Origin of the sequence: Nonomuraea fuscirosea (assembly GCF_003001935.1) — a bacterium.
Taxonomy (GTDB): domain Bacteria; phylum Actinomycetota; class Actinomycetes; order Streptosporangiales; family Streptosporangiaceae; genus Nonomuraea; species Nonomuraea fuscirosea.
Genome location: NZ_PVNG01000026.1, coordinates 127018 through 152586 on the forward strand (window position 1 = coordinate 127018; position 25569 = coordinate 152586).

At 70.0% G+C, this 25569-nt stretch carries 23 protein-coding genes and 1 tRNA gene; 5 read left to right on the top strand and 19 right to left on the bottom strand.

What is annotated here, in order from left to right:
- Positions 1-24 precede the first annotated feature (24 nt).
- The 15 genes from B0I32_RS45630 to B0I32_RS45700 all read right to left on the bottom strand — a co-directional run bounded on the left by B0I32_RS45630 (position 25) and on the right by B0I32_RS45700 (position 17215).
- Complete coding sequence (locus B0I32_RS45630; protein ID WP_106250396.1) at positions 25-417, bottom strand: DUF3224 domain-containing protein; 393 nt, start codon at positions 415-417, stop codon at positions 25-27.
- A gap of 35 nt (positions 418-452) precedes the next feature.
- Positions 453-1235 carry an LLM class flavin-dependent oxidoreductase gene (locus B0I32_RS45635; protein ID WP_106250397.1) on the bottom strand — a complete coding sequence of 261 codons (783 nt, stop codon included), beginning with the start codon at positions 1233-1235 and terminating at the stop codon, positions 453-455.
- Positions 1236-1326: 91 nt separating this feature from the next.
- Entirely contained in the window at positions 1327-2535 is a 1209-nt protein-coding gene (locus tag B0I32_RS45640) for an FAD-binding protein (RefSeq protein WP_106250400.1), read from the bottom strand.
- 74 nt (positions 2536-2609) lie between these two features.
- A complete protein-coding gene (gene araA / locus B0I32_RS45645) occupies positions 2610-4076 on the bottom strand; it encodes an L-arabinose isomerase (RefSeq protein WP_106250402.1) in 1467 nt (488 codons plus the stop codon).
- On the bottom strand, positions 4073-4720 hold the full coding sequence (locus tag B0I32_RS45650) for an L-ribulose-5-phosphate 4-epimerase (protein ID WP_106250404.1): 648 nt from the start codon (positions 4718-4720) through the stop codon (positions 4073-4075). Before B0I32_RS45650 ends, araA begins: the two co-directional genes overlap by 4 nt.
- Positions 4721-4722: 2 nt before the next feature.
- Positions 4723-6342 (bottom strand): ribulokinase, encoded by a 1620-nt coding sequence (araB, locus tag B0I32_RS45655; RefSeq protein WP_106250530.1) that lies wholly within the window; start codon positions 6340-6342, stop codon positions 4723-4725.
- A 51-nt stretch (positions 6343-6393) separates the two neighbouring features.
- Positions 6394-7410 carry a LacI family DNA-binding transcriptional regulator gene (locus B0I32_RS45660; RefSeq protein ID WP_245956510.1) on the bottom strand — a complete coding sequence of 339 codons (1017 nt, stop codon included), beginning with the start codon at positions 7408-7410 and terminating at the stop codon, positions 6394-6396.
- A gap of 51 nt (positions 7411-7461) precedes the next feature.
- Positions 7462-8721, bottom strand: coding sequence for a multiple monosaccharide ABC transporter permease (gene mmsB, locus B0I32_RS45665; RefSeq protein ID WP_219912346.1), 1260 nt, complete (start codon positions 8719-8721; stop codon positions 7462-7464).
- Positions 8722-8726: 5 nt separating this feature from the next.
- Entirely contained in the window at positions 8727-10256 is a 1530-nt protein-coding gene (mmsA, locus tag B0I32_RS45670; RefSeq protein WP_106250405.1) for a multiple monosaccharide ABC transporter ATP-binding protein, read from the bottom strand.
- Between the two features lie 57 nt (positions 10257-10313).
- A complete protein-coding gene (chvE, locus tag B0I32_RS45675; RefSeq protein ID WP_106250536.1) occupies positions 10314-11423 on the bottom strand; it encodes a multiple monosaccharide ABC transporter substrate-binding protein in 1110 nt (369 codons plus the stop codon).
- A 195-nt stretch (positions 11424-11618) separates the two neighbouring features.
- The gene (yjfF, locus tag B0I32_RS45680; protein ID WP_106250407.1) at positions 11619-12605 is read right to left on the bottom strand and encodes a galactofuranose ABC transporter, permease protein YjfF; all 987 of its coding nucleotides are present in this window, start codon (positions 12603-12605) and stop codon (positions 11619-11621) included.
- Positions 12602-13615 carry an ABC transporter permease gene (locus B0I32_RS45685; RefSeq protein ID WP_106250409.1) on the bottom strand — a complete coding sequence of 338 codons (1014 nt, stop codon included), beginning with the start codon at positions 13613-13615 and terminating at the stop codon, positions 12602-12604. The genes yjfF and B0I32_RS45685 overlap by 4 nt, the downstream gene beginning before the upstream one ends.
- 22 nt (positions 13616-13637) lie before the next feature.
- Positions 13638-15092: a sugar ABC transporter ATP-binding protein gene (locus B0I32_RS45690; RefSeq protein ID WP_326637417.1), complete on the bottom strand. Its 1455-nt coding sequence runs from the start codon at positions 15090-15092 to the stop codon at positions 13638-13640.
- Between the two features lie 76 nt (positions 15093-15168).
- Positions 15169-16158: an ABC transporter substrate-binding protein gene (locus B0I32_RS45695; RefSeq protein ID WP_106250411.1), complete on the bottom strand. Its 990-nt coding sequence runs from the start codon at positions 16156-16158 to the stop codon at positions 15169-15171.
- A gap of 76 nt (positions 16159-16234) precedes the next feature.
- The gene (locus B0I32_RS45700; RefSeq protein WP_106250538.1) at positions 16235-17215 is read right to left on the bottom strand and encodes a LacI family DNA-binding transcriptional regulator; all 981 of its coding nucleotides are present in this window, start codon (positions 17213-17215) and stop codon (positions 16235-16237) included.
- Positions 17216-17445: 230 nt separating this feature from the next.
- On the opposite strand from B0I32_RS45700, the gene B0I32_RS45705 reads away from it, so the two are divergent.
- Positions 17446-20898: an alpha-L-arabinofuranosidase C-terminal domain-containing protein gene (locus tag B0I32_RS45705; protein ID WP_146178553.1), complete on the top strand. Its 3453-nt coding sequence runs from the start codon at positions 17446-17448 to the stop codon at positions 20896-20898.
- A gap of 49 nt (positions 20899-20947) precedes the next feature.
- On the opposite strand, the gene B0I32_RS45710 is transcribed toward B0I32_RS45705, so the two are convergent.
- Positions 20948-21706, bottom strand: coding sequence for a metallophosphoesterase (locus tag B0I32_RS45710; RefSeq protein ID WP_106250415.1), 759 nt, complete (start codon positions 21704-21706; stop codon positions 20948-20950).
- Between the two features lie 166 nt (positions 21707-21872).
- Here B0I32_RS45710 and B0I32_RS45715 point away from each other — a divergent pair, with 166 nt between their 5' ends.
- Together B0I32_RS45715 and B0I32_RS45720 are read left to right on the top strand one after the other, a co-directional pair.
- Positions 21873-22076, top strand: coding sequence for a DUF4236 domain-containing protein (locus tag B0I32_RS45715; protein ID WP_106250416.1), 204 nt, complete (start codon positions 21873-21875; stop codon positions 22074-22076).
- A 71-nt stretch (positions 22077-22147) separates the two neighbouring features.
- The gene (locus B0I32_RS45720) at positions 22148-22333 is read left to right on the top strand and encodes a DUF4236 domain-containing protein (RefSeq protein ID WP_106250418.1); all 186 of its coding nucleotides are present in this window, start codon (positions 22148-22150) and stop codon (positions 22331-22333) included.
- A 50-nt stretch (positions 22334-22383) separates the two neighbouring features.
- Here B0I32_RS45720 and B0I32_RS45725 read toward each other — a convergent pair whose 3' ends face one another.
- Positions 22384-23424, bottom strand: coding sequence for a helix-turn-helix transcriptional regulator (locus tag B0I32_RS45725; RefSeq protein ID WP_106250540.1), 1041 nt, complete (start codon positions 23422-23424; stop codon positions 22384-22386).
- A gap of 101 nt (positions 23425-23525) precedes the next feature.
- Here B0I32_RS45725 and B0I32_RS45730 point away from each other — a divergent pair, with 101 nt between their 5' ends.
- Positions 23526-23921 (top strand): VOC family protein, encoded by a 396-nt coding sequence (locus tag B0I32_RS45730; protein ID WP_106250420.1) that lies wholly within the window; start codon positions 23526-23528, stop codon positions 23919-23921.
- A 57-nt stretch (positions 23922-23978) separates the two neighbouring features.
- Here the strand turns inward: B0I32_RS45730 and B0I32_RS45735 are convergent.
- Positions 23979-24051: transfer RNA gene (locus B0I32_RS45735), tRNA-Ala, on the bottom strand.
- Between the two features lie 75 nt (positions 24052-24126).
- On the opposite strand from B0I32_RS45735, the gene B0I32_RS45740 reads away from it, so the two are divergent.
- Positions 24127-25041 carry an RNA polymerase sigma-70 factor gene (locus B0I32_RS45740; protein WP_106250421.1) on the top strand — a complete coding sequence of 305 codons (915 nt, stop codon included), beginning with the start codon at positions 24127-24129 and terminating at the stop codon, positions 25039-25041.
- Here B0I32_RS45740 and B0I32_RS45745 read toward each other — a convergent pair.
- On the bottom strand, positions 25038-25568 hold the full coding sequence (locus tag B0I32_RS45745; RefSeq protein ID WP_106250422.1) for a Clp protease N-terminal domain-containing protein: 531 nt from the start codon (positions 25566-25568) through the stop codon (positions 25038-25040). The two genes, B0I32_RS45740 and B0I32_RS45745, sit on opposite strands and share 4 nt — an antisense overlap.
- Between the last annotated feature and the right edge of the window lies 1 nt (position 25569).

Consider the following 25569-nt stretch of genomic DNA (forward strand, 5'->3'; position numbering starts at 1 on the left):
TGTCGTCCTCCGGGCCGCCCCGCGTCAGAGGGTGTAGTCGAAGGTGTAGGAGTGACCTCCGTCGGGGGCGACGACGATGCCGATCTCACCCCGGAGACCGCGCAGCTCCCCCGTCGCCGAGTCGGCGACCACCCGGATGCGCAGCGACCGCTCCCCCTCGTCGGCCGTGGCGTCGTGCTGGACGACGAAGCTGCCCCTGCGCCCGTCGAGGGTTCCTTCGACGCGCTCGATCGCCACGTAGGAGCGTGACTCCTCGACCGGGGTGGTGGCGATCAGCATGGTGACGACGCTGGTGCCGGTCAGGTCGCCGTGCCAGGTCTTGTCCAGGGTCACGAGCCCGAGGGTGACCCCGTCCCGGTCGTCGAAGGGCGGCTGGGGCGTCCAGTTGGCGGTGTCGAAGGTTCCCTTTGCGGTCATGGGACCAGCGTGGCAGCCGTACCTGTCAGGGCGTGTCAGGTACCGGCGAGCCGTTTCACGACGGGCGCGAAGTCCTCCAGGAACTGCGCGTTCACCGAGACGTAGGAGATGCCCAGCCGGTCCCTGCGCCGCCGCAGCGTGTCGGCCATCTCCTCGGGGGTGCCGGTGAGGATCCCGGTGCCGGTGCGGCCGAACCTGCGCAGCGCCCACTCGGGCGGCGCGGTCGCGGCGCAGGCCAGGTTCATGCCGAGCTCCAGGTCGTGGAAGCGGTCGCCGGCCAGTTCGTACAGCTCGTCCACCTTGGCCGCGACCTGCTCCTCGGTGTACTGCGGCGGCACGCCGAGCGCGACCGTGTCGGCCTTGCGCGCGGCCAGCCGCAGCAGCCTGGTGCCGGAGGCGGCCACCAGGATCGGCACGTCCTCGACCGCGTCGATGGTCGCGGCGAGCCGCTCGACGCGCTGGCCGGGGGTGCCGAAGCGGACGCCCAGCGTGGCCGCGTCGCGCTCGGCGTCCGGCCGCCCGGCGCCCAGGCCCAGCTCGAACCGGCCGCCGGTGAGCGTGTGCAGGGTGGCGCACTCCCACGCCACGGCGGCGGGGGTGCGATTGGGGGCGCTCAGCACGTACGTGCCGACGCGCAGGGTCGTCGTGGCCGTGGCGGCGACGGCCGCGGCCGTGAACGGCGACAGCGTGCCCAGCGTGTCGGGCACCAGCAGGGTCGCGTAGCCGAGGCTCTCGGCCCGGCGGGCCAGGCCGGTCCACGCGCCGGCGTCGGGGGCTTGTCCGGCGACCGCGCCGAACCTGAACGGGTGATCGGTCATGCCCTACACGATCGCCGACGGGCGGGCCCGGCACATCGTCCCCCGGACCGGTGAGCGGCTACGCCGGGGGGAGCAAGCCCCCGGCCACGCCCTACTCCCCCAGCAGTACCCGGGTGAACTCGCCGCCGAACTTGCCCGCCGGGTCGAGGCGGCGCACCAGCGCGCGGAAGTCGTCCGGGCACTCGGGCCAGCGGGTGAACAGCTTGCCCCAGTGCGGCCGCGGGTCGAACGGCGCCAGCGTCCGCTCCACCAGGTCCAGCACCGGCAGCACGGCGGCGACGTCCTTGACCCAGGTGAAGTGCACGGCCACGCTGTCGCGGCCCCTGAAGGGGCTGAGCCACAGGTCGTCGGCGGCGACCGTGCGGATCTCGGAGATCTGCAGCACCGGGCGGATCCGATCACCGATCGCCCACAGCTCGCGCAGCGCCTTGACCGCGTGCTCCCTGGGCAGCAGCAGCTCGGACTGCAGTTCGTCGCCGGCGCCGCTGGGCGGGAAGTCGGCGCGGAAGTGCGGCAGCCGCTCGTACCACGGGCCCGGCACGCCCAGTTGCGCGGTGCAGCTGTCGGCCGGCATGTCCGGGAGCGGGTGCTGGGGGGCCTCGGCCGGGGTGGTGCCGTACCAGCCGGGGTCGGTCAGCTCGTCCGCGCGCTTCAGCCAGACGCGGGTGTCGCGGAAGTCGGTGAAGAGGCTGACGCTGTAGCCGCTCGACATGATCGCCTCGAACTCGCCGAGGGCGTCGGCTGACAGGCCCACGCGGACGTACTGGCGCAGGTCGAAGGCGGGCACCAGGTCGAGCGTGAGCGACGTGACGACGCCGAGCGCGCCGACGGCCACCACCGCGCCGGCGAAGTCGGCGTCCTCGCGGGTGAGCGACAGCGTGGAGCCGTCGGCGGTGACCAGGTCGATCCCGGACACGGCGGCGGCCAGGCCGGGGATGGCCGGCCCCGAGCCGTGCGTGCCGGTCGCGACGGAGCCGGCCACGGAGATGTGCGGCAGCGAGGCCATGTTCGCCAGCGCGAAGCCGGCCTCGTGCAGCAGCGGCGCGAGCCGCGCGTACGTCATGCGCGCCCCGACCCGCACCGTGGCCGCCGCGCCGTCGATCTCCACCAGGTCCGGCATCCGGTCGAGCACGACGAGGTCGCCGGTGGTGTCGGCGACGTGGTTGAAGGAGTGTCCGCTTCCCAGCGCCCGCACCCGGGGACTGGCGGCGACGAGTCGCCGAAGCTCGTCGAGCGAGGTCGGATGGTGGACTTCACGTGCCTGAAATGTGGTGTTTCCAGCCCAGTTCGTCAGCGTCACGGCCTTACCTTTTCACAACCTCGCCCGCCCGGCCCGCCCGGGGGCGGACCGGGGACGGTCCTAGAAGCCCTGCTCTAGAAGCCCTGCGCCAGGCGGTAGTACGCCTGATTCCAGCGCAGCTCCTTGGCGAAGCGCTCGGTCGTGGTGGCCGAGTCGATGACCACCAGCTCCACGCCCAGCATGTCGGCCAGGTCGGTCAGCTCATCCCGGCCGACGGCCTTGGACAGCACCGTGTGGTGCGGGGCCCCGGCGGTCAGCCACGACTCGGTGGAGGTGCGCAGGTTGGGGCGCGGCCGCCACACCGCGCGGGCCACCGGCAGCTTGGGCAGCGGCTGCGGCGGCGTCACCACGTCGATCTCGTTGGCGACGAGCCGGAACCGGTCGCCCATGTCGGCCAGGCCGACCACGACGCCGGGGCCCGGCTCGGCGTCGAACACGAGCCGGACCGGGTCCTCCCTGCCGCCGATGCCGAGGGGGTGGATCTCGCACGACGGCGTGCCGGACGCGATGGACGGGCACACCTCCAGCATGTGGGCGCCGAGGATGAGCTCCTGGCCCGGCGTCATGTCGTAGGTGTAGTCCTCCATGAACGAGGTGCCGCCGTCCGCCCCAGTGTCAGGCATGGCCTTCAGGGTGCGCAACAGCACCGACGTCTTCCAGTCGCCCTCGCCGCCGAAGCCGTAGCCGTCGGCCATGAGCCGCTGCACGGCCAGGCCGGGCAGCTGGCGCAGCCCGCCGAGGTCCTCGAAGTTCGTGGTGAACGCCTTGAAGCCGCCAGCCTCCAGGAACGCGCGCAGGCCCAGCTCGATCCTGGCCGCGTAGCGCAGCGAGTCGTTGCGCTCGCCGAGCAGCTCGGGGGCCACGGTGTACTGCTCGGCGTACTCCTTGACCAGCGCCGTCACGTCGGCGTCCGAGGCCGCGTCCACCGCCTCGACCAGGTCGTTGACGCCGTAGGTGTTGACCGAGACGCCGAAGCGCAGCTGCGCCTCCACCTTGTCGCCCTCGGTGACCGCCACGTCGCGCATGTTGTCGCCGAAGCGGGCCAGCTTGAGCGTGCGCACCTCCGCCAGCCCCTTGGCCGCGCGCAGCCAGGTCAGGATGCGCTCGCCCACGGCCGGGTCGCTCACGTGCCCGGCCACGGTCTTGCGCGGCACGCCGAGCCGGGTCTGGATGTGCCCGAACTCGCGGTCGCCGTGCGCGGCCTGGTTCAGGTTCATGAAGTCCATGTCGATGCTGGCCCACGGCAGCTCGACGTTGGCCTGCGTGTGCAGGTGCAGCAGCGGCTTGCGCAGCGCGTCGAGCCCGGCGATCCACATCTTGGCCGGGGAGAAGGTGTGCATCCACGCGATCACGCCGGCGCACTCGTCGTCCGCGTTGGCTTCGAGCATGATCCGCCGGATGGCCGCGGCGTCGGTCAGGACGGGCTTCCACTCCACCGGCATGGGCAGCTGCTCGGCGATGCGCTGCGACTGCTCGGCCACCTGGCGCAGCGTGTCCTCGCCGTACAGTCCCTGGCTGCCGGTCAGAAACCAGATGTTCAACGCGGGCTCCTCTGTCCGTAGACGTTCTGATAGCGGTCGTACAGGCGGTCGATGTCGTCCTGCGGGATGGGCAGCGGCTCGCCGAGCTGACGGGCCACGTGCACCGTACGCGCCACGTCCTCGCACATCACGGCGGCCTTGACCGCCGCCCTGGCGTCCTTGCCGATGCTGAACACCCCGTGGTTCTGCATGAGCACGGCCTTGGAGCGGTGGCCCTTGAGCGTCTCGACGATGCCCTGCCCGATCGAGTCGTCGCCGATGAGGGCGAAGGGCCCGATCGGGATCTCACCGCCGAACTCGTCGGCCATCGCGGTCAGCACGCACGGGATGGCCTCGCCGCGGGCGGCCCAGGCCGAGGCGTAGGTGGAGTGGGTGTGCACGACGCCGCCCACGTCGGGCATGTTGCGGTAGACGTAGGCGTGCGCGGCGGTGTCGCTGGACGGCGAGTGCTCGCCCTCCACCAGATTGCCGTCGAGGTCGCACACGACCATGTTCGCGGGCGTCAGCTCGTCGTAGGAGACTCCCGACGGCTTGATGACGAACAGGTCCTCGCCGGGGATCCGCCCGGAGACGTTGCCCGCCGTCCAGGCCACCAGGTTGTAGCGGACCAGCTCCGCGTGCAGGCCGGCGACGATCTCTCTCATGGTCATGACGTGTGTGCCTCGTTCCTGATCGCGCGCAGCGCGTGCAGCATCTTTCCGTCTCCGAAGAAGTCGTGGAGCCTGCGGTACTCGGCGTAGAGCCGGTCGTAGGCGTCGGCGCGGGCCTGGTCCGGCACGTACGCGTTCTCGGTGCGCTTGCCCATCGCCGCGGCGGCCTCCTCGATGGAGGAGTAGGCCCCGGCGGCCACGGCGGCGTGGATGGCCGAGCCGAGCGCGGGCCCCTGGTCCGAGCCGATGACCGACAGCGGCCGGCGCAGCACGTCGGCGTAGACCTGCATGAGGAAGGGGTTCTTCAGCAGCCCTCCGGCGACGACGAACTCCTCGACCGGCACGCCCGACTTCTCGAACGTCTCCACGATCATGCGCGCGCCGTACGCGGTGGACTCGATGAGCGCCCGGTAGACGTCCTCGGGCCTGGTCTGCAGGGTCTGGCCGACGATCACGCCGGACAGGTTGTGGTCGACCAGCACCGAGCGGTTGCCGCCGAACCAGTCGAGCGCGACCAGGCCGTGCCCGCCGACGGGCTGCTTCGCGGCCAGCGCGGTGAGCCGCTCGTGGCCGTCGGCGCCGAAGTTGTCGACGTACCAGGCGAAGATGTCGCCGACCGCGGACTGCCCGGCCTCGTAGCCCCACAGGCCCGGCACGATGCCGTCGCGGACCACGCCGCACATGCCGGGCACCTCGGCGAGCTGGTCGCTGGGCATGATGTGGCAGGTGGAGGTGCCCATGATGGCCACCATCTGGCCGGGCCTGACGGCGTCCGCGGCGGCGGCCGTGACGTGCGCGTCCACGTTGCCGACGGCGACGGCGACGCCCTCGGGCAGGCCGGTCCAGGCGGCCGCCCGCGCGGTCAGGCGCCCGGCCAGATCGCCGAGCGCGGCCAGCCGGACGCCGCCGGCCTCGTCGCCGACCTGGCCGGTGGCCAGCTTGCCGACGAAACCGGCGAAGCCGGGGTTCAGCTCGGCCAGGAACTCCTCCGACGGGTAACTCCCGTCCTGGAAGACGCCCTTGTAGCCGACGGTGCAGATGTTGCGGCTCTCGACGCCGGTGAGCTGCCAGATGATCCAGTCGGCGGCCTCGATCCAGCGCTCGGCCCTGGCGTACACCTCGGGGGCCTCCTCCAGCAGCTGAAGACCCTTGGCGAACTCCCACTCGGAGGAGATCTTGCCGCCGTAGCGCGGCAGCCAGCTCTCGCCCCTGCGCGCGGCCAGCTCGTTGATCCGGTCGGCGTGCGGCTGGGCGGCGTGGTGCTTCCACAACTTGGGCCAGGCGTGCGGCTCGCCGGGCGTCTCGTCGCTCAGCGGCGTGCCGTCGGCCCTGGTCGGCATGACGGTGCAGGCGGTGAAGTCGGTGCCGATGCCGACCACCTCCTCCGGCCGCACGCCCGCGGCGGCGATCGCCTCGGGGACGGCGGTCCGCAGCACGTCGATCCAGTCCTGGGGCGACTGCAGGGCCCAGTCGGGGCCGAGCCGCTCGCCGGTGGGGAGCGTCTGCTCCATGACGCGGTGCGCGTACTCGTGGACGGCACTGCCCAGCTCGGCGCCGTCGCTCACGCGGACGACGACGGCCCGCCCTGAGAGCGTGCCGAAGTCCACTCCGACCACGTAGGTGTTAGCGTTCACATTGAACTCCAGGGTTGTCCGGGGGCATGCCCATCATCTACTGACCGCGGCGGTGCTCGACCGCACCACGAAGCTGGGCCGCACGACCAGCCGCTCGTACGCGGTGGGCCCCACGTCGATCTGCCGCAGCAGCACCTCGATGCAGTGCCGGCCCACCACGTCGAAATCCTGCCTGACCGTGGTCAGCGGCGGCGAGAAGAACTCCGACTCGGGGATGTCGTCGAAACCGACCACGCTGATCCGCCCGGGAACGGGCACGCCCTTCTCCGACAGGGCCCGCAGCACGCCCAGCGCCATCTGGTCGTTGGCCGCGAAGACGGCCGTGACGTCGTCCATCGCGGCCAGGCTCATGCCGGCCTCGTAACCGGCCCGCGGGCTCCAGTCACCGGCCAGCGGCTCGGGCACCGGCCGGCCCGCCTCGATCAGCGCCGCGCGCCAGCCCTCCAGCCGGCCCTCGGTCTCCAGCCAGTCGGCCGGGCCGCTGACGTGCCAGACCGTCTCGTGGCCCTGGTCGAGCAGGTGCCGTACGGCCAGCCTGGCGCCCTCCATCTGGTCGATGCACACCACGGACACGTCGGCGCGGTGCGTGCCCTCGACCGCCACGGCCGGCATGCCGACGGGCAGGTTCTCCAGGGCGCGCCCGGCCGAGCGCTGCGGCGCGACCACCACCACGCCGTCCACCCCCTGCTCGGCGAGGTAGTCGATGGCGTCGCGCACGCTGTTCGTGTCGAGCGACTTCAGGCTGACGATGCTGACGAAGTAGCCCGCGGTCCTGGCCGCCTGCTCGATGCCGTAGATGGTGCTGGCGGGGCCGTACAGCGTGGTGTCGAAGCTGACCACGCCGAGCGTCCTGGAGCGCTTGGTGACCAGGGCGCGGGCTACCAGGTTGCGCCGGTAGCCCAGCCGCGAGATCGCCGCCTCCACCCTCGCGCGGGTGTCGGCCCTGACGTTCGGGTGGTCGTTGAGCACCCGGGAGACCGTCTGATGCGACACGCCCGCCTCCTTGGCCACGTCGGCCATGACCGGCAGGCGGCGCTTGGGGGTCGTCACGGTCTCTCCTTTCGCTGGAGCTCCCGATCACCGGAGCTTCCGGGATCCTACCTAGCGGGCGGCGCCTGCCCTGCGCTTGGTCCACACGTCGAACGCGACCGCCGCCAGCAGCACCGCGCCCTTGACGAGCATGACCCGCTCGCTGGGCGAGCCGATCAGGGACATGCCGTTGTTGATGACCGCCATGATCAGACCACCGGTGATGGCGCCCACGACCTTGCCGACGCCGCCCTGCACGGCCGCGCCGCCGATGAAGGCCGCCGCGATGGCGTCCAGCTCGAACGCGTTACCCGCCGTCGGGCCCGCCTGGTTGAGCCGGCCGGCGAAGATGATGCCGGCGATGGCCGACAGCACGCCCATGTTGACGAAGATCCAGAAGACCACCGACTTGACCTTCACGCCGGACATGACCGCCGCCTGGAGGTTGCCGCCGATGGCGTAGATCTGCCGGCCGAAGACCGTGCGGTTGGCCATCAGCGAGTACGCCAGCACGAGGATCGCCAGCAGCACCAGCACCCACGGCAGGTTCTTGAACCGGGCCAGCTGCACGACCAGGAAGAGGATCAGCGCGGCGCCGGCCGCCATCTTCAGCACGAACAGCGCCATCGGCTCGACCGACTGGCCGTAGCCCTTGCGGGCACCCCTGGTGCGCCACTGGGCCGCGACCATGCCGGCGATGGCGACGACGCCGATCAGCAGGCTGAACAGGTCGGCGCCGCCGAGCGGGCCGAGGCCGACGTTGCCGAGATAGCCGTTGGTGAAGCCGTTGGCCAGCGTACGGACCTGGTCGGGGAACGGGCCGATGCCCTGGTTGCCCAGGACGGTGAGGGTCAGCGCGCGGAACAGCAGCATGCCGGCCAGCGTCACGATGAAGGCCGGGATGCCGAAGTAGGCGATCCAGTAGCCCTGCCAGGCCCCGATCAGGGCGCCGGCCACCAGCGTGGCGAGCAGGGCCAGCGGCCACGGCCAGCCCATGTTGACCATGAGCACCGCGGCCAGCGCTCCCGTGACCGCCACCACCGAGCCGACCGACAGGTCGATGTGCCCGGCGATGATGATCAGGATCATCCCGATCGCGAGGATCAGGACGTAGGAGTTCTGGACGATGATGTTCGAGATGTTCTGCGGCGTGAGCAGCGCGCCGTCCGTCAGCACCGAGAACAGCACGATGATCAGCGCGAAGGCGATGTAGATGCCGCTGGATCGCAGGTTGAGCGAGATGCCGCCCAGAGACACCCGGCCCGGCTGCCGCGGCCCTCCCCCGTCGCCCGTGGTGCCGACCGCGACGTCGGCGGGGCTGATGCTGCTCATCGAAGCTACTCCTGTCCCTTGGTCATGAGATGCATGAGGCTTTCCTGGGTGGCCTCCTGGCGGGGAACCTCGCCGGTGATGCGACCTTCCGAGAGCGTGTAGATGCGGTCGCACAGGCCGAGCAGCTCAGGCAGCTCGGAAGAGATCACCAGTACGGCCTTGCCCTGGTCGGCCAGCCGGTTGATGATCGTGTAGATCTCGTACTTGGCGCCGACGTCGATGCCGCGCGTGGGCTCGTCGAGGATGAGGACGTCCGGCTCGGTGAGGATCCACTTCGACAGCACGACCTTCTGCTGGTTGCCGCCGCTCAGCTTGCCGACGACGCTGTCCACGCCGGGAGCCTTGATGTTCATGCTCTTGTGGAACTGCTCGGCGACCCGGTATTCCTCGTTCTCGTTGACCCAGCCGCGCTTGGACAGGCCGGTCAGCCCGGCCGCGCTGATGTTGCGCTTGATGTCCTCGATGAGGTTGAGCCCGTAGCGTTTGCGGTCCTCGGTGGCGTACGCGATGCCGTGCCTGATCGCGTCCTGCACGTTGCGGACGTCGATCGGCTTGCCGTCCTTGAAGAGCTTGCCGGAGATGTGCACGCCCCACGCGCGGCCGAAGACGCTCATGGCCAGCTCGGTGCGCCCGGCGCCCATCAGCCCCGCCAGCCCGACGATCTCGCCGCGCCGCAGCGTGAGCGAGGCGTTGTCGACGACCTTGCGGCCGGGCTGGCTCGGGCTGTAGACGGTCCAGTCCTCGATCCGCAGCGCCTCGTCGCCGATGGTCGGCTCGTGCGGCGGGAAGCGGTTGTCGAGGGCGCGGCCGACCATGCCGGAGATGATGCGGTCCTCCGTGACGTGGTCGCCGGCCATGTCCAGCGTCTCGATCGTGCGGCCGTCACGGATGATCGTGACGGAGTCGGCGATGGCGATCACCTCGTTGAGCTTGTGCGAGATGATCACGCAGGTGATGCCCTCGTCCCGCAGCCCGCGCAGCAGGTCGAGCAGGTGCGCCGAGTCGTCGTCGTTGAGCGCGGCCGTCGGCTCGTCGAGGATGAGCAGCCGCACCTCCTTCGACAGCGCCTTGGCGATCTCGACGAGCTGCTGCTTGCCCACGCCGATGTCGGCGATCGTGGTCGTCGGGTTCTCCTGCAGCCCCACCCGCTTCATCAGCGCGGCGGCCTCGTAGTTGGTGCGGTTCCAGTCGATGACGCCGCGCCTGGCGCGCTCGTTGCCGAGGAAGATGTTCTCCGCGATCGACAGCTGCGGGCTGAGCGCCAGCTCCTGGTGGATGATGACGATGCCGGCGTGCTCGCTGTCGCGGATGCCGCCGAACTCGCAGCGCTTGCCCTCGAAGAGGATCTCGCCCTCGTAGTCGCCGTGCGGGTAGACCCCGGACAGCACCTTCATCAGCGTCGACTTGCCGGCGCCGTTCTCGCCGCAGATGGCGTGGATCTCACCGCGCCGGACCGACAGGTTGACGTCCTGCAGCGCCTTCACGCCGGGGAACGTCTTCGTGATCCCGCTCATCCGCAAGATGTGCTCGGTCATATGCCCCTCGCTCAGGGAGAACCCCGGGAACGCGGTCTGCGTCCCCGGGGCGGGCCCTTACTTGAGCTGGTCCTCGGTGTAGTAGTTGCCGCCGATGATGACGTCCTTGTAGTTGCTCTTGTCCACGATCACCGGGTCGAGCAGGTACGAGGGGACGACCTTGTTGCCGTTCTCGTAGTCCTTGGTGTTGTTCACCTCGGGCTGGCCGCCCTTGAGCACGGCGTCGGCCATCTTCACCGTCTGCTCGGCGAGCTTGCGGGTGTCCTTGAAGATGGTGGAGTACTGCTCGTCGGAGATGATCGACTTCACCGACTGCAGCTCGGCGTCCTGGCCGGTCACGATCGGGTACGGCTTGCCGTAGCCGGAGCTCTTCAGCGCCGACAGGATGCCGATGGACAGGCCGTCGTACGGCGACAGCACGCCGTCGACCTTGGTGCTGCCGGTGTAGGTCTTGGTGATGATGTCCTCCATGCGCTTCTGCGCGGTGGCGGGGTCCCACCGGAGGATGGCGGCCTGCTTGAAGTCGGTCTGGCCGCTCTTGATCACCAGGGTGCCGTCGTCGATCTTCGGCTGCAGGATCGACATGGCGCCGTTCCAGAAGAAGGTGGCGTTGTTGTCGTCGGGCGAGCCGCCGAAGAGCTCGACGTTGAACGGGCCCTTCTTGCCGTCATCGACGCCGAGGCCCTTGAGCAGCGAGCTGGCCTGCTGCACGCCGACCTTGAAGTTGTCGAAGGTGGCGTAGTAGTCGACGTTCGGGCTGTTGCGGATCAGCCGGTCGTAGGCGATGACCGGGATCTTGGCATCGGCGGCCTGCTGCAGCTGCGAGGTGATCGCGGTGCCGTCGATCGAGGCGATGATCAGGAGCTTGGCGCCCTTGGTGATCTGGTTCTCGATCTGGTTGGCCTGCGTCGGGATGTCGTTCTCCGCGTACTGGAGGTCGACCTTGTAACCGAGCTGCTCCAGCTGCTTCTTGACGTTGTCGCCGTCATGGATCCAGCGCTCGGAGGACTTCGTGGGCATCGTGACGCCGATCAGAGCCCCCGCGTTGCCGGCGGCGGCCGAGCTCGAAGCCTCGGCGTCCACGGTCTTGGTGCTGGAGCCACAGGCCGTCATGGTCGCGGCGAGCGCGATGGCTGACACCACGCCCCCGATCCGTCCCAACCTCATGTGCATCCCTTTCCATGGGGGTCGCGGCGGCGCTGGACGTGGCGCCTGCCGGTATAGCGAAGGATTTTCGATCACAGAACGTGACGAATCAGAACAAAGTTCACACCCGGTTCAGCCTGATTGTTATCGCTAACAACGACTGTGTCAACGTTCAACCATAACCCGACGGAAACTTTCAAGTAACTTTCGCGCAGGTCAGCGCCGTGAACGGGCCGAGAACAGGCGCTGCAGCAGGATGAAGACGAACAACAACATTCCGATGAAGATCTTGGTCCACCAAGACAGGAGTGTCCCTTCGAAGATGATGATCGTCTGGATCAGGCCGAGCACGAGCACGCCGAGCACGGTCCCGAACAGGAAGCCGCTGCCGCCGGTCAGCAGGGTCCCGCCGATGACCACCGCCGCGATCGCGTCCAGCTCCATGCCCGCGGCGTGCAGGCCGTAACCGGAGAGCATGTAGAACGACAGCAGCACCCCGCCGAGCGCCGAGCAGAACCCGCTCACCGTGTAGACGGTGATCTTGGTCCGGCCCACGGGCAGCCCCATGAGCAACGCCGACTGCTCGCTGCCGCCGGCCGCGTAGACCGAGCGGCCGAAGCGGGTGTAGTGCAGCACGTACGCCGCCACCACCACGACCACCACCGCGATGACCACGCTCGGGGAGATCCACAGATCGGCGAACAGATCGATCCTGGTCTGCGCGAACGCCGTGAACGTCGGGTCGCGGATCGGGATCGAGTCGGTGCCGATCGTGTAGCACAGCCCCCGCGCCAGGAACATCCCCGCCAGCGTCACGATGAACGGCTGGATGTCGAAGGCGTGCACGATGTAACCCATCACCAGCCCCAGCCCCGACCCGATGGCCAGCACCAGCGGGATCACCAGGTACGGCGGCCACCCCGGCCCCTCCATCAGGCTGGCCGAGATCATGGTGGACAGCGCCACCACCGACCCCACCGACAGGTCGATGCCGCCGGTCAGGATCACGAACGTCATCCCGACCGCCACCACCAGCAGGAAGGCGTTGTCGATGAAGACGTTGAGGATCACCTGCCCGCTGGCGAACCCCTCGTAGCGGAACCCGCCGACGGCGAACATGGCCACGAACAGGCAGCCGGTCACCAGCACCGGCAGATACTTGGCCGGCACCGCCGTCCGGCCGCCCAGCGTCAGCGTGCTCACAGGCTCACCCGCACCTTCTCCTCGGACGCCGGGCCCGGCACGGCGGCCCGGCCTCTCCTTCGCAACGCCTTCGCGCGGAAGGACGGGGACTGGATGAGGCACACCGCCGTGACCACCAGCGCCTTGAACAGCAGCGTGGTCTCCGGCGGCACGCCGATCGAGTAGATCGTCGTGGTCAGGGTCTGGATGATGAGCGCGCCCAGCACCGTTCCGCCGAGCGAGAACCGCCCGCCGGACAGCGCCGTGCCGCCGATCACCACGGCCAGGATCGCGTCCAGCTCGATCCACAGGCCGGCGTTGTTGCCGTCGGCGCTGGAGACGTTCGAGCTGATCATCAACCCGGCCACGCCCGCGCACAGCGCGGCGAACGCGTACACCATGATGATGATCCCGCGCGCCCTGATGCCGGCCAGCCGGCTCGCCTCGGCGTTGCCGCCGACCGACTCGATCAGCATGCCCAGCGCCAGCCGCCTGGTCAGGAACGCGGTGACGGCCAGCACCGCCAGCACGATCAGGATGCCGAACGGCACGGTCAGCCAGTAGCCGCCGCCGATCACCTTGTACGCCGGGCTGTTGACGGTGATGATCTGGCCGTCGGTGATGAGCTGCGCCAGCCCGCGGCCGGCCACCATGAGGATGAGGGTGGCGATGATCGGCTGGATCCCGATGCCGGCGACCAGGAAGCCGTTCCACGCCCCCAGCACCAGGCTCAGGCCCAGCGCCAGCGCCACGGCGGTGAACAGGCTCGCGCCCTGGCTGATCTGCAGGCACGCCAGCGCGCCCGAGATCGCCACCACCGATCCCACCGACAGGTCGATGCCCCCGGTCGCGATGACCAGCGTCATCCCGAGCGAGACCAGGATCAGCGGGGCGCCGAAGCGCAGGATGTCGATCAGGCTGCCGTACAGGTGCCCGTCGCGCACCTGGATCGAGAAGAAGCCGGGTGAGAAGAACACGTTCAGGGCCAGCAACAGGACCAGCACCACCACCGGCCACAGCAGACGCCTCATGAGGCACGCCCTCCGCTCGCCGTCATTCCGCCCGACCTCCGCTCGCGATCGTCTCCATCAGCACGTCGCTGGTCAGCGCCTCGTCGTTGGGCAGCTCGGCGACGAGGCGCCGGTCGCGCAGCACCTCGACCTTGTGGCTGAGCCGCAGCACCTCCTCCAGCTCGGCGGAGATGAACAGCACCGCCACGCCGCCGTCCGACAGCTCCGCCACCAGCCGCTGGATCTCCGTCTTCGCCCCGACGTCGATGCCCCGGGTGGGCTCGTCGAGGATGAGCAGCCTGGGCTCCAGGATCAGCCACCTGGCCAGCACCACCTTCTGCTGGTTGCCGCCGCTCAGGTTGCGCACCAGGTGCTCGGGGTTGGGCGGGCTGATCTTCAGCGCCTTGATGTAGCGGCCGACCAGCTCGTCCTGCTGCTCGCGCGGAACCGGCCTGGTCCAGCCTCTGGTGGCCTGGAGGGCCAGGATGATGTTCTCGCGCACGGTCAGGTCGGGGATGAGCCCGTCCTCCTTGCGGTTCTCCGAGCAGAACGCGATCTTGTGCGTCATGGCCGCGCGCGGCGTGCGTAACGACGCCGGCGAGCCGCTCACCGTGATCTCGCCCGTGCCGGCGTGGTCGGCGCCGAACAACAACCGCGCGATCTCCGTACGGCCCGAGCCCAGCAGTCCCGCCAGGCCCACCACCTCGCCCTCGTGCACGGTCAGGCTGAACGGCTCGATCGCACCGGCCCGGCCGAGGCCGCGCGCCTCGATCAGCGGCCGGTCGAACACCTTGGCCTCGCCGTGCAGCCGTTCCAGCGCCGCCAGCTCCTGGCCGATCATCTTGGCGACCAGCTCGACCTGCGGCAGCCGCTCCGTCATGAACTCGCCCACGAGCCGGCCGTTGCGCAGGATCGTCATCCGGTCGGAGATCTCGTACACCTGGTCGAGGAAGTGCGAGACGAACAGGATCGCGATGCCCTCCTCCTTCAGCCGCCGCATCACCCGGAACAGCTGCAGCACCTCGTCGGCGTCCAGGCTGGAGGTCGGCTCGTCCAGGATCAGCACCCGCGCGTCCACGTCGATCGCCCGCGCGATGGCCACCATCTGCTGGATGGCCAGCGAGTACGTCGACAGCGGCGCCGACACGTCCAGGCTCAGCTCCAGCCGCGACAGCAGCTCGCCCGCCCTGGCCCGCATCCGCTTCCAGTCGATCCGCCCCCAGCGGCGCGGCTCGCGGCCGAGCAGGATGTTCTCCGCCACCGAGAGGTTCGTGCAGAGGTTGACCTCCTGGTAGACGGTGCTGATCCCGGCCTGCTGCGCCTCCAGCGGGCTGCCGAACGCGACCGGCGCGCCGGCCAGCTCGATCGTGCCCGCGTCGGCCGGGTGCACGCCGGTGAGCACCTTGATGAGGGTGGACTTGCCCGCGCCGTTCTCTCCCATGAGCGCGTGCACCTCACCGGGCAGCAGCCGCAGGTCCACACCGTCCAGGGCCTTCACGCCCGGAAACTGTTTACCGATCCCCCGCATGGTCAAGACCGGCACAGGCACATCCATTCGCTATCCCTGTCTCTGCTCAGTACTGGCGGCTGGGGAGGGCCTGCTTGGCCTGGTCCTGGGTGAACGTGGTCTCCTCGGTCACCACGCGGGCCGGCACCTCCTCGCCCTTGACGACCTTCTTGGCCAGGTCCATGAGCTGCGGGCCGAGCAGCGGGGAGCACTCGACGATGAAGTTGATCTTCCCGTCGGCGAGCGCCTGCATGCCGTCCTTGACCGCGTCCACCGTGATGATCTTGATGTCCTTGCCGGGCACCTTGCCCGCGCCCTCGATGGCCTCGATCGCGCCCAGACCCATGTCGTCGTTGTGGGCGTAGAGCACGTCGATGTCCGGGGTCGACTTCAGGAACGCCTCCATGACCTCCTTGCCCTTGGCCCGGGTGAAGTCACCGGTCTGCGTGGCGACGATCTGGAACTTCGTGTCCGCCCCGATGACCTCCTGGAAGCCGGCCTTGCGGTCGTTGGCGGGAGCCGAGCCCGTGGTGCCCTGGAGTTCGACGATGTTCACCTTGTCCGTCGAGTCCTTGTACTCCTCGACCAGCCACTGACCGGCCTTCTTGCCCTCCTCGATGAAGTCCGAGCCGAGGAAGGTCTTGTAGAGGGTCGTGTCCTTGGAGTCCACCGCGCGGTCGGTCAGGATGACCGGGATCTTCGCGTTCTGGGCCTCCTTGAGCACCGGGTCCCAGCCCGACTCCACCACCGGCGAGAAGGCGATGACGTCCACCCGCTGCTGGATGAAGGAGCGGATGGCCTTGATCTGGTTCTCCTGCTTCTGCTGGGCGTCGGAGAACTTGAGTGTGATGCCCGCGGTCTTGGCCGACTCCTGCACGGACTTGGTGTTCGCGGTCCGCCAGCCGCTCTCCGCGCCGACCTGGGAGAAGCCCATCGTGACCGTGCTGTCGCCGCCACCGCTGCTCGCGCTCGTGGTACCGCCACTGCCACTGCCACAGGACGTCACCGCCAGGGCGGTGAGCCCGGCCAGCACCAACGCCGAGATCCTCTTTAACACGTGGGGGGTTCCTCTCTGGGTGTGAACGCTAACAACCCTGGTCGGGCGCCAGCGCGTCCTGCCTTCCGTTACGGCGTCAGGCCCAGGCCGTGCTGGCCCTGGCGACGAACACCGGCGGCACCACGAGTCGCTCCCGCTCCTGCGGACCGCCTTCGAGCTGCCGTACGAGAACCTCGATGCTGTGTCTGCCCACCGCGCCGAAGTCCTGTCTGATGGTCGTGAGCGGCGGCGAGAAGAACTCCGACTCGGGGATGTCGTCGAAACCGACCACACTCACCCGCTCGGGCACTCTCACCCCCTGCTCGGTGAACGCCCGCAGCACGCCGAGCGCCATCTGGTCGTTGGCGACGAAGACCGCGGTGACGTTCCTCATGCTCGCCAGGCTGCGCCCCGCCTCGTATCCGGAACGAGGGCTCCAATCCCCGGCGAGCGGGCGCGGGGCCTCGCGGCCCGCCTGCTCCAGCGCGGCCCGCCAGCCGGCCACGCGACCTTCGGCCTCCAGCCAGTCGGAGGGACCGCTGACGTGCCAGACCGTCTCGTGGCCGAGCGAGAGCAGGTGCTCGGTGGCGAGCCTGCCTCCCTCGACCTGGTCCACGCTGACCACCGGCACCCCGCCCGCCTCCCCGCCCTCGACGGCCACCGTCGGGACGCCGAGCGGCAGGTCGTCCAGGGCACAGGCGGCCGAGCGCTGCGGCGCGACCACCACGATGCCGTCCACGCCCTGGTCGGCCAGATAGTCGAGGGCGTCGCGCACGCCCGCCCTGTCGATCGACTTGAGGCTGACGATGCTGACGAAGTAGCCGGCCGCCCTGGCCGCCTGCTCGATGCCGTAGACGGTGCTGGCCGGGCCGTACAGCGTGGTGTCGAAGCTGACCACGCCGAGCGTCCTGGAGTGCTTGGTGACCAGGGCGCGGGCGACGAGGTTACGGCGGTAGCCGAGCTTGTCGATCGCCTGGAGCACCCGGGTGCGGGTCTCGCTGCGTACGTTCGGATGATCGTTGAGCACGCGTGAAACCGTCTGATGCGACACGCCGGCCTCCTTGGCCACATCGGCCATGACCGGCAGGCGGCGCCCCAGGGTGGATCCCACGGCCATGCTCCCTTCCTGGCTTGGCCCCGACTGTGAACGCTAACAACCCGTCCCGTCAAGGGTCCGCCGGATTACGGTCGGGTTACACGGAGGGCCTCTTGACGGGGCCCGCGCGTGGTCCTTAACTTGTCGCGAATCGCCGTTGTTAACGCTCACTTCTTTGTTAACGCTAACAACAGTTGAGGAGCCCCCCACTCATGTCGCGAATCGTCCTGTCCGCGCTGCTCGTCGCGGGGTCACTGGTGGCGCCGCCGCCATCCCCGCCGCCATCCCCGCCGCCATCCCCGCCGGCCTCGGCCCCGGCTTCCGCTGTGGCGTCCGCGCTCGCGGAGCCGATCCCGGACGGCGCCGTCGTCGACCAGTTCGACGGCACCACGCTCGGCGCGGACTGGACGGTGCTCTCACCGGACGACTCCCGCTACAGCCTGTCGGACGGCGCGTTGCGGCTCGACACGCTGACCGGCGACACCCACCAGGGCACCAACAACGCCAGGAACCTCTTCCTCGTGGACGTGCCCGACGGCGACTTCGAGATCGTCACCAAGCTCAGCGCGCCGGTCGCGCTCGACTTCCAGAGCGCGGGACTGCTGGCCTGGCAGGACTGGGACAACTACGTCCGGGCGGGGCCGGCGCACGTCGGGTTCGCCGGTGGGCCGGTGATCGAGACGGCCACCGAGGTCGGCGCGGCCTTCACCTCGGCCTTCGCGGCCAGGCCCGGCTCCGCCGCCGAGATCGTCAAGCTGACCAGAACCGGCGACGAGTTCGTCTCCTCCTACTGGGACGGCTCGGCGTGGGCGCAGGCGTCCAGGATGACCGCCCGGCTCACGGTGGGGCAGGTCGGGCTCTTCGGGCTGTCGGCGCAGAACGGCACGTCCATGCGGGTCGCGTTCGACTACCTCGCGATCAAGGCGGCCGAGGGCGGGCCCGTGGTGCCCGAGGGCACGTTCACGCTGCGGGCGGCGGCGCGGCCGTACCTGTCCGCCGACCGTTCCGGGACGGTGCGGGCCTCGGCCGAGGCGCCGATGACCGGCCTGGCCCTCACTGCCGAGTCCAGCGGCGCGGGAGTCAAGCTCAAGGACGTGGCGAGCGGCCGGTACCTGGAGGCGTCGGCCACGGTCCGGCTGAGCGCGCGCGGCTCGATCTTCCAGCTCAAGGACGCCGGCGGCGGCAAGGTCACCGTGTCCTCGGGCGGCGGGAACGTCTCGGTCTCCGGCGGGAGACTCGTCATGGGCGCGGACGCGGCCAAGTTCCGGATCGAGGGCTACACCTCGGGCGAGCTGACCGTGGACACGCGGGCGAAGGGCACGAAGGTCAGCCCCGACCTGTACGGCGTCTTCTACGAGGACATCAACCACGCCGCCGACGGCGGGCTCTACGCCGAGCTGGTGCAGAACCGCTCGTTCGAGTTCAACGCCACCGACGAGAGCTCCTACACCGGGCTTACCGCGTGGAGCAAGGTCGAGCGCGGCGCCACCGCGGCCCTGACCGTCACCGGCGAGCAGCCGCTGAACGCCGCCAACCGCAACTACCTGCGGCTGGACGTGACCGGCGACGGCACGGCCGGGGCGGCCAACGCCGGCTTCAACCGCGGCCTGCCGCTGCGGAAGGGCGCGCGCTACGACCTGTCGCTGTGGGCCAGGCGGGCCCAGGCCGCCACGCTGACGGTCACGGTCGAGGACGGCGGCACGGTGCTCGGCCGGGCCACGCTGCGGGTCAGGGCCGGCGGCTGGGCCAGGTACCGGGCGTCGTTCACCGCCTCGGGCGGCACCGACGCCGGCCGGCTGGTCGTGCGGGCGCCCGCCGGGCGGACGGACCTCGACATGGTCTCGCTGTTCCCCCGTGACACCTTCAAGGGGCACGGCATGCGGACCGACCTGGCCAAGATGATCGCCGAGCTGGAGCCGCGGTTCCTGCGCTTCCCCGGCGGCTGCGTGACCAACGTCGGCACGTACGAGCCGTACTCCGCGAACCAGGACCGGCGCCGCATCTACCAGTGGAAGGAGACCATCGGCCCGGTCGAGGAGCGGCCGGCGAACGCCAATTTCTGGGGCTACAACCAGAGCTACGGCATCGGCTTCTTCGAGTACTTCCAGTTCGCCGAGGACATCGGGGCCAAGGCGCTGCCGGTGCTGTCGGTGGGCGTGAACGGGTGCGGCGAGAACCGGCCGCTGACCGACGAGGCGAAGCTGGCCCGATGGGTACAGGACACGCTGGACCTGATCGAGTTCGCCAACGGGCCGGTCACCTCCGTCTGGGGCGGGAAGCGGGCGGAGCTCGGGCATCCGAAGCCGTTCGGGCTGGAGTACATCGGGCTCGGGAACGAGGAGATCTATCCGGAGTTCTTCGCGAACTATCCCAAGTTCGCCGACGCGATCAGGGCCAGGTATCCGAAGGTCAAGATCATCAGTAACTCGGGTCAGACGTCGCAGGGCGCCTGGTTCGACCGGATGTGGCAGTTCGCCCGTGACCAGAAGGCCGACCTGGTCGACGAGCACTACTACAACAACACCGACTGGTTCCTGTCCAACACCCGCCGCTACGACTCCTACGACCGCGAAGGGCCCCAGGTGTTCGTGGGCGAGTACGCCTCCAGGGGCAACACGTTCTTCAACGCGCTGTCCGAGGCCGCGTACATGACGGGGCTGGAGCGCAACTCCGACGTGGTGCGGCTGGCGTCGTACGCGCCGCTGCTGGCCAACGTCGACTACGTGGACTGGACGCCGGACCTCATCTGGTTCGACAACGACCAGGCGTACGGCTCGCCGAGCTACCACGTCCAGCGCCTGTTCGCCACGAACGCCGGCGAGCGGGTGGTGCCGAGCACGTTCGAGGGCGAGGTCAGGCCGGTCGACGACATCAGCGGCGGCGTCGGGCTGGGCGCGTGGAACACCGCGGTCCGCTACGACGACGTCAAGGTGACCGCGGCGGACGGGACCGTGCTGCTGTCCGAGGACTTCTCCGCCGGCGCCGCCGGCTGGACGCCCGGCCCGGGCACCTGGGCCGTGCGGGACGGCGGCTACGAGCAGAGCGCCCAGATCGAGGACGCCAGATCGACGGCGGGCGAGGCCGGCTGGTCGGACTACACGATGGAGGTGACCGCCCGCAAGACGGCCGGCGCGGAGGGCTTCCTGGTGATGTTCGGGGTGCGCGGCACCGGCGACTTCTACTGGTGGAACGTCGGCGGCTGGGGCAACACGCAGTCCGCCGTCGAGAAGGCGGTCAACGGCGGCAAGGCCTCCATCGCCACCTCTTCGCACACCGTCGAGACGGGCCGCGACTACCGCCTGAAGGTCCAGGTCAGCGGGCGCACGATCACGACCTGGCTGGACGGGGAGAAGGTCAACGAGTTCGTGGACAGCTCACGGGTGGAGCCGCTGTACCAGGTGGTGTCCAGGGACGGGCGGAACGTGACGGTCAAGGTCGTCAACGCGCAGGACACGGCGGTGCGCGCCCGGGTGGACCTCGGCTCCGCGCGGTTCCGGCCGGCCGCCACGGTGACCTCGCTGACCGGCTCGCCGTCGGACATGAACTCGATCGCCGAGCCGGAACGGGTCGCGCCGCGGCGGCGGCAGGTGGACGGCTTCTCCTCGGCCTTCAGCTACGACTTCCCGGCCTATTCGGTGACGTTCATCGAGCTCACCGAACGCTGACGACGCCCGGGGCGGGCCCTTCACCGGCCCGCCCCGGACACCGACATGGCTAGGCGACGACGCGGTAGTGGGTGGTCAGCCGGCCGTCGTCGTCGAGCACGTGGAAGGCGAGCATCGGCGGCTGGTCGTAGGAGATGCCGGTGGCGAAGCTGACGGCGCCCTCCCACGGCAGCTTCAGCGTGGACACCACACCCCCGCCCACCAGCAGCGGCCGGCCGGCGAACGTGGTGGCGGCGGCCATGTGGGAGTGACCCACCAGCACGGCGGGCACCCCGGCGCGACCGGCCAGCAGCCGTTCGAGCCGCCCGGTCTCGTGCAGCCTGATGGCGTCGATCGGCGGGCTCTGCAGCGTCACCGGCGGATGGTGGAAGGCCACGAACACCGGCTGGTCCGCGCCGTCCAGCACGCCCTCCAGCCAGTCGAGGGTCTCGTCGTCGAGGTGACCGTCGTCGCGGCCGGGGATGGACGAGTCGCACATCGCGTAGACCGCCCTGCCGGTGTGCAGCACCTGGTTGACCGGCCCTTCCGCCGGACCCCCCGCAGGCTCCTCGCCGAGCAGGAAGCGGCGGAACTCCGGCCTGCGGTCGTGGTTGCCGGGACCGATCACGATCGGATGGCGCGAGGTGAGCAGTTTGGCGGCGGCCTCGTACTCGGCGGGCAGCCCGTGGTCGGCGATGTCGCCGGTGACGAGGACCGCGTCCAGGTCGCCGGGCAGCGCGTCCAGATACCGCATGACGGCGTCGCAACGCCCGGCGCTCTCAGCTGTGGCGCCGATGTGGACGTCGCTCAGATGCGCGATCACGATCATCAGGTGGGTCCCTCCTGTCCAGCCTGCCCACCACCGTACGCCGGGAGTCCCAACCGCACGTGAGATCGCCGGGCGCCGGACCGTGACGGCGTGTCACCGGCGCCGGGAACCCGGCCGTCGTCCCGGACGTTCTTCCCGGTGAACGCACGCATGGCGGAGGAGCGACATGGGCTGGCACTACCGCAAGTCAATCAAGGTCGGGCCGTTCCGGATCAACCTGTCGCGGCACGGTGTCGGCTCCAGCTTCGGCAACCGGCGCTTCCACGTCTCGGCCACCCCCGACGGCCGCCGCCACGTGACCGTGCGGCTGCCGGGCGGCTTCCACGTAGGTAAGACCTTCGGCTCCCGCCGGTATCACGGACCTTACTGAATCGCGAGAAAAACGGTAGACGCGCCGTCTCCGGGGTAGCGGGACCTCCTCGCGATCTCTGGAGGAAAGCGATGGGTTGGAGCTATCGCAAGTCGATCAAGGTCGGTCCGTTACGGCTGAACCTGTCGCGCCGCGGTGTCGGACACAGCTGGGGCAACCGGCTGTTCCGGGTGACGCGGGCGGCGGACGGGCGGCGGACCTTGACGGTCAACCTGCCCGGCGGCTTCCACTGGCGCAGGACCCTCGGCGGTCGCTGACCGCTTGAGATAGAACGGGCCGGAGGGGAAACCCTCCGGCCCGTCCCCTTTCACCCGCCCGAGTCGTCTCGGGGGCGGTTGCGCTCGACCAGTTCGGCGCCGATCCTGGCCAGCTCGGCCCTGACCGTCTCCGGCTCCACGACCTCGACCCGCGCGCCCCACCCGGCCAGCTGCTCGGCGATCGTCAGCGGCATGGGGGCGGCCACCCGCACCCTGACCCGGCCGTCCGCCTCCTCCCCGGCGACCTCGCAGTGACGCCCGAAGTGGTGGCTCAGGACGGGCAGGAACCTGGCGGAGATGAGCACGGTCGCCGAGACCGTCGAACGCCGCCGCTCCATCTCGGCGACGACCTCCTCCCACTCCCGCGCGAGGGCGAAGTCGTCCGGCCGCTCGAACTCCAGCTCCGTCACCACCGCCCCGCCGATCCGGTCCACCCGGAACGTACGCCGGCCGCGCTCGGTCCCGGCCAGCAGATACCAGACCTCGTCCTTGGCCACGAGCCCCCACGGCTCGACCAGCCGCTCGGCCCGCTCCCGGCCGCCGGCCCCACCCGAGGACCCGTGCCCGGACCGGCCCTCCTGCGCGCCCCCGTTCCCGCCCCTGGGCCCTCCCCCCGACCGGCCCTCGTACGCGAGCCTGACCTTGCGCCGCCGCACGACAGCGTCCTGGAGGACGCGCACCAGCGCGGGCCGTTCCTTCTCCGGTTCGCCCCAGCGCAAGGGATCGACGACCACCGCGCTCGCCGCCGCCTCGGCGTCCGCCCTGAACGTCTGGGGCAGCGCGCGCAGCAGTTTGCGCAGCGCGGACCTGACCTCGGGGGCGGCGGGCGCGGCCGGTCCGGCGAGCAGGAACAGCGCCTGCGCCTCGTGCGCGGTGAGCCCGCTGAGGTCGGTCCGCGCGCCGCCCAGCAGCGACCAGCCGCCGCCCCTGCCCGCCTGCGGATAGACGGGGATGCCTGCCGTGGACAGCGCTTCGAGATCTCGGCGCGCGGTCGCGACGGACACCTCCAGCTCCTCGGCCAGTTCCGCCGCGGTCACCCGGCCGCGCGCCTGCATGAGCAGCAGGGCGGCCACCAGTCGATCGGCTCGCATGCCCGCCATTCTTCCGGAAAAAGTAGTCATTCGATGAGCACTTTGAAGGCGCATCATCGTCTCGAACCACCGGACAGACCGCCGGACGAGAGGAAACCGAGATGCTCCGCGGATTCGCCACCCTGACCTTCTGGGCCGCCGACCTGGAGGCCGCCACGGCCTGGTACACCGAGTTCCTCGGCGTCGAGCCCTATTACCGCAAGCCCGGCTACGCCGAGTTCCGCCTGGGCGACTACCAGCACGAGTTCGGCCTGATCGACAGCCGGTACGCCCCGCCCGGTGCCACGGACCGGCCCGCGGGCGCGGTCATGCACTGGCACGTGGACGACCTCGACGCCACCTTCGAGCGGCTGCTGAGCATGGGTGCGAAGGAGTATCAGCCGATCACGCACCAGGGCGACGGCGAGGGTTTCGTCACGGCGTCGGTGGTGGACCCGTTCGGGAACGTCCTCGGGATCATGCGCAACCCGCACTACCTGGCCGTCCTCGGCGAGTGAGGCGCCGAAGCGAAACGGCGGCGCCCGGGATGGGCACCGCCGTCGTGTGAAGGGGAGTGGAGCTATGGGGATTCGAACCCCAGACCTCCTCCATGCCATGGAGGCGCGCTACCAACTGCGCCATAGCCCCTTGCGATCAACAAGTGTAACGGAGATCGGCACCGCTCGTGTCACGCCGAAAGCCGCATGATACGTCTTAGGAGTTATGCCGACCTTTGACGACCATCGAAGCCTGCTGACCGGAGTCGCCTACCGCATCCTCGGCAGCGTCGCCGACGCCGAGGATGTGGTGCAGGAGGCGTGGTTGCGCTGGTCGAAGGTGGACGAGGCGGGCGTCGACGATCCCAAGGCGTACCTGATCAGGGTGACCTCGCGGCTGGCCATCGACCGGCTGCGCTGGGCCAGGTCGCGGCGCGAGTCGTACGTGGGGCCGTGGCTGCCCGAGCCCATCGGCACCACCCCCGACGCCGCCGAGCACGCCGAGCTGGCCGACTCCGTAGAGATGGCGCTGATGGTGGTGCTGGAGACGTTGTCGCCGCTCGAACGGGCGGTGTTCGTGCTGCGGGAGGCGTTCGACCTGCCGTTCGCCGAGATCGCGGAGATCATCGGACGGGCCGAGCCGGCCACCAGGCAGCTCGCGCGGCGGGCGCGCGACCACGTGCGCGACAAGCGGCCCCGCTTCGAGGTGGACCAGGAGGAGCGGCGGCGGATCACCGAGCGGTTCATCAGGGCCGCCACCGTCGGCGACGTCGACGGGCTGATCGAACTGCTGTCCGACCAGGTGAACATCGTCTCCGACGGCGGCGGCAAGGCCAGGGCGGCGCTGCGGGTCATCACCGGCTCCGACAACGTCAGCCGCTACCTGATGTCGATCAGCTCCCCGGTGAACATCGCCCGTTTCATGACCTCGATCGGCATGGCGGACATCCACGATCTGTCGTTCGGGGTGGCGATGCTGAACAACGCGCCCTCCATGACCGTCTCGGCCGGCGGGCGCGTGGTCACCGTCATGACGCTGCTGGTGGTGGACGGCCGGATCGAGACGATCTACCTGATCGCCAACCCGGAGAAGATCGCCCACCTGCAACCGGTCCCGCCCGGCGACGACCCGTCCACCTAGGCGGCGCGGTGGATGGGGATCTGTGCCTCGCGGGCCAGTTCCCGCAGGTCCACGCCGGTCTCGTGGAGGATCCGGGCGGCGCCGTTGCGCTGGTCGGCCAGCAGGCCCCACAGCAGCCGCTCCCCCGTGACCGGCCCCGGCCGCCACTGCGCCACCTCGATCACCTTCCTGGCGTGCATGGCGAGCGGGATCTCCCCCAGCGGCCCGTACAGGGTGACGCGGAGGGGACGCAGGGCCGAGCGGCGCAGGGTCCACCGTCCGGGGTCGTCCGTGCCGGCCCTGGTGCGGCGGCGTACCTCATCGAGGTCGATGCCCAGCGTGGCGAGCAGGGCCCGCGCGTCGCCGAGACCGACGCGTTCGCGCACGCCGTCCGCCGTGGCGGTGAAGGAACTCAGCGAGAACGGCCGGGTCTCGGCCACCCCCAGCAGCATCAGACCGGCGTCGAGCGTGGGCCGGCCGGCGTCGAGGGCGTGGATCCCGGCCCTGACCACGGCCCGGCGGGCGTCCTGGGTGAACCTGGCGAACATG

What these genes read in the sequence shown, in the direction of transcription:
- B0I32_RS45630 (WP_106250396.1), bottom strand. Translation starts at nt 417, where the DNA reads ATGACCGCAAAGGGAACCTTCGACACCGCCAACTGGACGCCCCAGCCG.
- B0I32_RS45635 (WP_106250397.1), bottom strand. Translation starts at nt 1,235, where the DNA reads ATGACCGATCACCCGTTCAGGTTCGGCGCGGTCGCCGGACAAGCCCCC.
- B0I32_RS45650 (WP_106250404.1), bottom strand. Translation starts at nt 4,720, where the DNA reads ATGAGAGAGATCGTCGCCGGCCTGCACGCGGAGCTGGTCCGCTACAAC.
- mmsB (WP_219912346.1), bottom strand. Translation starts at nt 8,721, where the DNA reads ATGAGCAGCATCAGCCCCGCCGACGTCGCGGTCGGCACCACGGGCGAC.
- mmsA (WP_106250405.1), bottom strand. Translation starts at nt 10,256, where the DNA reads ATGACCGAGCACATCTTGCGGATGAGCGGGATCACGAAGACGTTCCCC.
- chvE (WP_106250536.1), bottom strand. Translation starts at nt 11,423, where the DNA reads ATGAGGTTGGGACGGATCGGGGGCGTGGTGTCAGCCATCGCGCTCGCC.
- B0I32_RS45685 (WP_106250409.1), bottom strand. Translation starts at nt 13,615, where the DNA reads ATGAGGCGTCTGCTGTGGCCGGTGGTGGTGCTGGTCCTGTTGCTGGCC.
- B0I32_RS45700 (WP_106250538.1), bottom strand. Translation starts at nt 17,215, where the DNA reads ATGGCCGATGTGGCCAAGGAGGCCGGCGTGTCGCATCAGACGGTTTCA.
- B0I32_RS45705 (WP_146178553.1), top strand. Translation starts at nt 17,446, where the DNA reads ATGTCGCGAATCGTCCTGTCCGCGCTGCTCGTCGCGGGGTCACTGGTG.
- B0I32_RS45710 (WP_106250415.1), bottom strand. Translation starts at nt 21,706, where the DNA reads ATGATCGTGATCGCGCATCTGAGCGACGTCCACATCGGCGCCACAGCT.
- B0I32_RS45715 (WP_106250416.1), top strand. Translation starts at nt 21,873, where the DNA reads ATGGGCTGGCACTACCGCAAGTCAATCAAGGTCGGGCCGTTCCGGATC.
- B0I32_RS45720 (WP_106250418.1), top strand. Translation starts at nt 22,148, where the DNA reads ATGGGTTGGAGCTATCGCAAGTCGATCAAGGTCGGTCCGTTACGGCTG.
- B0I32_RS45725 (WP_106250540.1), bottom strand. Translation starts at nt 23,424, where the DNA reads ATGCGAGCCGATCGACTGGTGGCCGCCCTGCTGCTCATGCAGGCGCGC.
- B0I32_RS45730 (WP_106250420.1), top strand. Translation starts at nt 23,526, where the DNA reads ATGCTCCGCGGATTCGCCACCCTGACCTTCTGGGCCGCCGACCTGGAG.
- B0I32_RS45740 (WP_106250421.1), top strand. Translation starts at nt 24,127, where the DNA reads ATGCCGACCTTTGACGACCATCGAAGCCTGCTGACCGGAGTCGCCTAC.
- B0I32_RS45745 (WP_106250422.1), bottom strand. Translation starts at nt 25,568, where the DNA reads ATGTTCGCCAGGTTCACCCAGGACGCCCGCCGGGCCGTGGTCAGGGCC.